The organism is Succinimonas sp., assembly GCF_045225735.1.
In the GTDB taxonomy this organism is placed as follows: Bacteria; Pseudomonadota; Gammaproteobacteria; order Enterobacterales; family Succinivibrionaceae; genus Succinimonas.
The window spans coordinates 1-6,645 of the sequence record NZ_JBGVBR010000239.1; the positions used below are offsets into that span (position 1 = coordinate 1).

At 53.9% G+C, this 6,645-nt stretch carries 5 protein-coding genes; 3 read left to right on the forward strand and 2 right to left on the reverse strand.

The features are described 5' to 3' along the window. From ACJROR_RS08280 to ACJROR_RS08290, 3 genes are all read left to right on the forward strand, one after another. A partial coding sequence (locus ACJROR_RS08280; RefSeq protein ID WP_406546717.1) for a hypothetical protein occupies window positions 1-212 on the forward strand: 212 nt, incomplete at its 5' end. A gap of 27 nt (window positions 213-239) precedes the next feature. Continuing rightward, window positions 240-1,694, forward strand: a complete 1,455-nt coding sequence (locus ACJROR_RS08285; protein ID WP_406546721.1) for an alanine/glycine:cation symporter family protein — start codon at window positions 240-242, stop codon at window positions 1,692-1,694. A gap of 197 nt (window positions 1,695-1,891) precedes the next feature. Next, window positions 1,892-4,039, forward strand: coding sequence for a glycoside hydrolase family 3 protein (locus tag ACJROR_RS08290; protein WP_406546718.1), 2,148 nt, complete (start codon window positions 1,892-1,894; stop codon window positions 4,037-4,039). A gap of 17 nt (window positions 4,040-4,056) precedes the next feature. Here ACJROR_RS08290 and ACJROR_RS08295 read toward each other — a convergent pair whose 3' ends face one another. Together ACJROR_RS08295 and ACJROR_RS08300 are read right to left on the reverse strand one after the other, a co-directional pair. Further along, a complete protein-coding gene (locus tag ACJROR_RS08295) occupies window positions 4,057-4,581 on the reverse strand; it encodes a hypothetical protein (protein ID WP_406546719.1) in 525 nt (174 codons plus the stop codon). A gap of 199 nt (window positions 4,582-4,780) precedes the next feature. After that, window positions 4,781-6,645, reverse strand: a 1,865-nt coding sequence (locus tag ACJROR_RS08300; protein ID WP_406546720.1) for a hypothetical protein, incomplete at its 5' end; no start/stop codon positions are given.

The following is a 6,645-nucleotide window of genomic DNA, read 5'->3' on the forward strand; positions in this document are numbered from 1 at the left end:
GGGGGTGTTTTGCGGCGGCAAGTTTGCGCTCGTTTTTGAAAACTCAGGCTTCCGGAATCAGAGAATACCGAGGAGCAGCAGAAAAAGCTGTCTTATGGCGTTTTCCGGTGTTGTCGGCAGGTAGCAGTTTTTCTTCTCATTTTTCTGCGATCTGCCCCGCCGTCCCCGGATTTCTGTATAATAGGTCATTTTTTGTACTTAACCCTCTTTAATTAACTGTTTTACCCATGAAAGAAATAATTAACGCCATTGCGAGCGGTCTTGACTGGTTTGATGATCTGGTCTGGGGACCGCCGCTTCTGATACTCCTTCTGGGAGTGGGCATTTTTCTGACATTTTCTCTTAGATGTCTGCAGGTTTCCCGTCTGCCTCTGGCTGCCAAAATGGTGTTTACCCCCCATAAGGAATCCCAGAGCAAGAAGGGCGATCTCACCAGCTTTGCCGCCCTCTGCACTGCGCTGGCTGCCACCATCGGCACCGGCAACATTGTGGGGGTGGCCACCGCTGTCAGCATCGGCGGCCCCGGCGCTCTGTTCTGGATGTTCGTAGCTGCGTTTTTCGGCATGGCCACCAAGTATGCCGAATGCCTTCTCGCAGTGCATTTCCGGGAAACCGACGCCCGCGGCAGGTATGTGGGCGGCCCCATGTTCTATATTAAAAACGGCATTGGCCGGAATTATCCGGTACTGGCCAAGGTTCTGGCTTTCATGTTTGCGGTTTTCGGGATTATGGCCGGCTGCCTGGGCATCGGCACCTATGCGCAGATTAATTCTGTGGTAGAGGCCGGAGCTCAGCTGGGAATAGACAGACTTTACACCGCCATCGGCGTTACCCTGGTGGTGGGCTGGATTATCTACGGCGGTCTTAAATATATCGCCAACACCTCCAGAACCGTAGTGCCGCTGATGGCCATGGTTTACATCATCTGCTGCCTTATCGTGGTATGTCTCAATATCTCTGCGGTGCCTGATGCTCTTAAGCTCATTGTGGAATCGGCCTTTACCACCACCTCCGCCGTGGGCGGCTTTGCCGGCGCCACCGTTCTTATGGCCATTCAGAAGGGCGTGGCCCGGGGCATCTTCTCCAACGAGGCCGGTCTGGGCTCTGCTCCTATAGCGGCAGCCTCTGCCAAGACCAATTCCCCGGTGGAGCAGGGGCTTATCTCCATGACCGGAACCTTCCTGGACACCATGATTATCTGCATGCTCACCGGTCTTACCCTGGTGCTCACCGGAGCCTGGTGCTCAGATGTAACCGGCGTGGCCATGACCACTCAGGCCTTCTCCAGCGCGCTGGGTTCCACGGCCGGGCTTTATATCATTAACATCAGTCTGCTCCTTTTTGCCATGACCACCATTATCGGCTGGAATTTCTATACCAGCAGATGCGTGATCTATCTTTTCGGGGCCAAAGCCATTACCCCCTTTAAGATCATCTACATCCTGTTTGTGGCCTCCTATATCCTCATCGTGCTCTTTGTGGATATGGCTGATGCCACTCAGAAGACGGCTATTAACACGGTCTGGACGATTTCCGATATCGCCAACGGTCTTATGGCCTTCCCGAACCTGATTGCTCTCATTATGCTGAGAAAGGTGATCTGGAGCGATACAAAAGATTACTTCAAGAACCTGAGGATGAAGAGATTAAAGGATCAGGAGGAGCGGAATCAGAAGGAACAGGCTCCCGCCTGACCTTAGTTCCTTAATCCGTCATTTCTTTCCAAAGCCGCGGCCGGTTTCCTCTTAATCTGCCGCGGCTTTTTTATGTCCGGAATCTGACCGGCGGCAGGGGATCTCCTGTCACGATTCGGAAGCCCGGAGCATGGCGGAGCAGCCTTCCGGTTTTATAATTTCGCAGTTAGCGGCAGGGCAAATGCGGGAGAAGGAAAATGGCGGGCAGAGCAGTCTTAAAAGCTCTCATAATGGCGGCGCTTATAATGTGGCCCGGAATCCCGGTTCCGGAACGCAGCTTAAGCGAGGCCTCCGGAGGATATGCCCTGGATCCGGACACCGAGCGCCGTATCGGCCGTCTCATTTCCGGAATGTCCCTGGATGACAAAATCTCCCAGATGATAATCCCGGCCATGCGAACCTGGAACAAAGAGCCGGTAACCGATCTCGCAAAGGTTCCGGAGCTCCGGGATATTCTGTCGGCTCATGCCTACGGCGGCATCATTCTTTTTGGCATCAATATCAAGGGCAATGCCGAGACTGAAAAGCTCCTTTCTGATCTCCGGGGCATCGTTGCCGGATCTCCTAATCGAACTCTCCGCATTCCCTATTTTCTGGCGGTTGATGAAGAGGGCGGCCGGGTCATGCGGCTCCGCCAGGGCACCCGCATGACCGGCAGCATGGCGGTGGGGGCCACCCCGCATGCCCCTGAAAACGCCTATCTCACCGGATCCGTTATCGGGGAGGAGCTCCGTTCCCTGGGCTTTAATGTGAATCTCGCTCCCGTAGTCGATGTAAGCAGCAATCCCGGGAATCCGGTTATCGGAGCGCGATCATTTTCCGACGATGCGGAAACGGTGGGCCTTCTGGGCTCCGCCTACGCCCGGGGACTTATGGAGCAGGGGATTATCCCGGTCTTCAAGCACTATCCCGGCCACGGCGATACGGTTACGGACAGCCACCGCAGCCTCCCTGCCGTCTACGGATCCCGGGAAAAGCTCATGAATGCCGAGCTTTTGCCGTTCCGGGAGGCGACGCAAAACGGGGCGGAAATGATCATGACCGCCCATATCGCCTGTCCGGAGGCCGACGAGCTTCAGGTTTACGGAGACGGGGTTACCCGGGGCTATTATCCCGCCACCATGTCCACCGTTCTAATTAGGGATCTGCTCCGGAAGGATCTGGGCTTTGACGGCGTAGTGCTTTCCGATGCTCTGGAAATGGAGGCGGTGCTTTTGACCGGGCTGGTGCCGGGAGAACCGGAGTCTCTGGAATACCGCATCAACCTTGCTGAAAAGGTTATTAACGCCGGAGCGGACATGCTGCTCCTTCCGCAGGATCTCCGGAACCGGGAGGTCGGCTCCTTCTATGACAACTATATTGCGGGAATCGGCCGCCTGGTTTCCGCAGGCTCTGTTCCGGAGGATCGCATTAACGAAAGCGTCCGCCGCATTCTGAGACTCAAGGTGAAATACGGCATTTTCGATATCCGCCATCCCGGATCCGGCCGGCCCTTCCTCCCCCTGGCGGAGGATGTTTTTCCGGAAGCGGCCGGGGCGGGCTCCCGGGAACACCATGAACTGGAACGCCGCATGGCCGGGGAGGCCATAACCCTGATTAAAAACCGGGACGGCATGCTGCCCCTGACCTCTGCCGTGAAATCCGCGGTGATTCTGATGCGAAAAGAGGAGGAGCTTACCGCGGCGGATTATGCCATAAAGGATCTCCGGGCCCGGGGCATCCTGAGTCCGGAAACCCGGGTAACCGCGTTTTATTATCTCGCTCCGGAAAACGGGGGCGGCGGGAATAACGGGAACAAAGGAAATAGCGTGAATGACAGCCAGCTTCATTACACTCCGGAAATGCGGGAGGAGATTCTCCGGGCTGATGCGGTTATCGGGTACTCCCATTTAAGCGGGAAGGAACTCCCGGGGGCCGGCAATATCTCATATCAGGCTCTTTCCCGGGCAATCAGTGATGTCCATGCCGGCGGCGGCCGCTTCGTACTCATTTCCGGAAATCTTCCCTATGACGCGGCGTTTTATCCCGAGGCCGATGCCGCGGTGCTTTCCTATATGGGAGCCGGGCTTGATAGCGCGCCGGAGAAAACAGGCCCCGCAGGATTGGAAAAAGCAGCCGGGAATGCCAATTTTAGAGCTGCTCTCGGGAAGATCTTCGGGGAAGGGGAGTTTGCGGGATCGCTGCCGGTAAATATTCCGGAGATCCTGAAGCTCCCCGGAGGCACTGCGGTGTACGGCCCGCGCCTTTTGTACCGCCGGGGCTTCCGGGAGCAAAGCCCGCAAATCCGGAGCCGTAATACCCGGAGGAACGAGACCGGGGAAAGCAAAACCTGGCCCCGGGATTAAATAAAAGCGCTGTGTCTTCAGTTATCGCTTTTGTCGAACAGGGGCTTACAGGATTCCGCCATGAATTTGAGCTCCTTAAGACTGCTCTTTTTAGGCTTGATTTCCGCGGCCTTTTTGCCGTCGTAATAGAACTCTATCCAGGCGGCCCGGGAGACTGCGGCGATAAACTCCTTCCAGTTAGCGGCGTCCGCGCGGTTTGACGTAATCACATTGGGGAAGCCGTATTCGTTAGCTCCCCGGTTAAAGGCATAGGACTTCCCGTTAATGACGATGGCGAGTTTGTTTTCCTTCTGAGCAAAAAGATCCGTCTCATGCACCGTAACCTCAATGCTGTGCTCGGAGGTTTCGTTAAAGGCCTCATTGCAGGCGATTCTGAAATTAACCTGTCCATTGGAAATGCTGTATTCCTGCCAGCCCTGACCGAATCCCCCCTGCCAGGCGGAGGGAGCGGCCAGAGCGGATGCGGAAAGTAAAAAGGCCAAAAAGGCTGCGCTGATGCGGCGAACAGCGCGGCGAGCGTTGTTGTGAATGGTGTAAGCCATAGGAATCCCTTGTATTCAGAAGTTAAAGGCTGTTTATGAGGCTGAAAAACCCCCAGGAATTTCGGAGGCATTAAAGCTTAAAAACTTTCTATTCACCAGTCGTAAGTTCGCTGCTCGCGGGAGCCGGATTTCAGGAACGGCTCCGGTCAGCGCCGGAACCGGGGGAGTTCACTCGCGGGCCGGCCCCGGTATTCAGATATCAGACCTCCTTTTTGGCAATGCTGATCTCAAGGCCCTTGGGGAAGCCGATTTCGTCCGTGCCCTTGGAGATATCAATTTTGGCAACTACCGTGAACTTAGTAAGATCGTATAATCCGCCGTTCTTAAGAGGGTCTGTCATGGCAAAATATTGGTCAGGGCCGCCCTGAATGGTTACATCGGTGGCGATTTCAATAATATTGCCATCGGTCTTTATGTTATGGACGGTGTCATTATTAGTGATGAGATGGTGTTTATAACCATCAGCAAACGTCGGAAAATTGGGAGAGATCCGCAGCTTGTTTTCGGGATTGAGGCGGTTTTCTGCAATTTCTCCTGCCATGCCGCCCTGCTGGATGTAATTGGTGATAAATCCTATCATGTTTTGAGGCACCTTGGCGGTAAGCTCCTTTTTGAAGGCATCGGTGCGCTGCTGATGGTTTTTTATGGCAAGGAGATCAATGCCGTTAATGCTGCCGGTCATCATGCCTTTTAAATCCCGGTCAGTGCCGTCATGGAAGGTATTCTGGGTGACGTGTCCGGTTTTAATCTGAAATTGGAGGTTGTTTCTCAGGGCCTCATGGGACAGTATGGCATTCTTGTAGGCATCGAGCTCTTCCTGGGACACATTCCGGACATTCATGAGATTCATAAACATTTCAGACTTCTTCATGGTATCGGCAATGCTTTTAATGATGGCGCCGGAATCATTGTATTTTACGGAAAGCTTGGCCTTGACAAGATCTGCCAGCATGGCCTTGATGGGAGATCTCATGTTTTCGGGGAAGGCTGATGCGGCCTCGTCAATCTGAGCCTGAAATTTAGGGTATTCCGTTTGTCCCATGATCAATGTTGTTTTAACCATTAAATCCATGTTTTCTGGTACTTCATCGGCATCGAAGGAGGCAAAGTTATCCGTGGCAGGCATGAGCACATTCCTGACTTCATCCAAAAGAGAGGTGATGCAGCCGCATTCGCTGGCATGCCGCTGCATTACCAGTTTGGTTTCGGGATCAAGGCCGTCGCTGTTGAAAACAGTATTATTACCCATGGCCGCGTAGAGATCCTTCAGGTTGTCAATGCTGATACTCTTTAATTCATCTGCGGGGGCCGTGATGGCGACATAATGCATGATCATGGCAGAAAAGGAAGCAATTTTGTCCTTGTGCACATCAGTAATTTTCTGAACGCCGGTGGTATCCATAAAAAGCTTCAGGAGATCCTGACCGGTTTTTTTCAGGACAGCGGGATTACATCTTGATGCAGCGTCCTGAAGATCCTGAAGAGCTTTTCGGAAGATTTTGTCGCCGCCGGATTTGACTCCCGCAATATACTTGTTAAGAGTTTTGGCATCGATGGAGTTGTCTTTGCACTTTCCAGCCAGGAAATTCACAATCTGCGCCAGCTGTCTGTTGCTGAGATCGGGGAGCTCCTGCTTCAGCTTCATGAAGGAGTCATAATTCTTGCTGCTGGGATCCGGCACGGTGTACGCCTCGGGATCCTGTGCCGGGGCGAGTTCGTCTGTCTTGGCAAGAGAGCCGTTTTCGCCCAGAACCTGATTAAGAACATTAACGCCTTCGGTGTTGCCGCGGAAGGGGGCACAGAGGGCATTGTAGTTCTCTTTGAGCTTTGCGGCCACGGCTGCGGGATCCTTGCCGGAAGCCATTGCTCCTTCGGCAAAGGCGCACATTTTCTTATTGACCTCAGACACTATTTCCCTGAGGAGGGATTGCGCTTTTGCCCTGTCATTTACATCGGCATTTTCGTAGGTGCCGCCGAAACCGGGCTTCGCGAACAGCCGGCTAAGCTCCCGGGCCTGTTCGGTTTTGCCGATGCAGGCAAAGGATTCCGGAAATCTTGCGGCGC